Raw genomic sequence first — 681 nt, 5'->3', positions numbered from 1 at the left:
CGACGCTCCCACGGCTTGTAGGCACACGGTTTCAGGTACTATTTCACTCCGCTCCCGCGGTACTTTTCACCATTCCCTCACGGTACTATCCGCTATCGGTCACCAGGGAATATTTAGGCTTAACGGGTGGTCCCGCCAGATTCACACAGGATTTCTCGGGCCCTGTGCTACTTGGGTGATCTCCAAGAGAGCCGCTCATGTTTCAGCTACGGGGGTCTTACCCTCTACGCCGGACCTTTCGCATGTCCTTCGCCTACACAAACGGTTTCTGACTCTCCGACCGGCCGGCAGACCGATCAAGGAAACTCCCACGACCCCGCATACGCAACCCCTGCCGGGTATCACACGTAAACGGTTTAGCCTCATCCGGTTTCGCTCGCCACTACTCCCGGAATCACGGTTGTTTTCTCTTCCTGCGGGTACTGAGATGTTTCACTTCCCCGCGTTCCCTCCACATACCCTATGTGTTCAGGTATGGGTGACAGCCCATGACGACTGCCGGGTTTCCCCATTCGGACACCCCCGGATCACAGCTCGGTTGACAGCTCCCCGGGGCCTATCGCGGCCTCCCACGTCCTTCATCGGTTCCTGGTGCCAAGGCATCCACCGTGCGCCCTTAAAAACTTGGCCACAGATGCTCGCGTCCACTATGCAGTTCTCAAACAACCAACCATCCCCCAC

1 rRNA gene is annotated in these 681 nt (G+C 57.6%); it reads right to left on the bottom strand.

Annotated elements, in window-relative coordinates:
- Positions 1–630, bottom strand: a 23S ribosomal RNA gene (locus NFU81_RS04905); the annotation flags it as partial.
- Between the last annotated feature and the right edge of the window lie 51 nt (positions 631–681).

This window comes from Actinacidiphila cocklensis, from assembly GCF_907177275.1.
Lineage (GTDB): Bacteria > Actinomycetota > Actinomycetes > Streptomycetales > Streptomycetaceae > Actinacidiphila > Actinacidiphila cocklensis.
The sequence above is the reverse complement of the archived record's forward strand: the minus strand, read 5'-3'. Positions and strand labels throughout refer to the sequence as shown.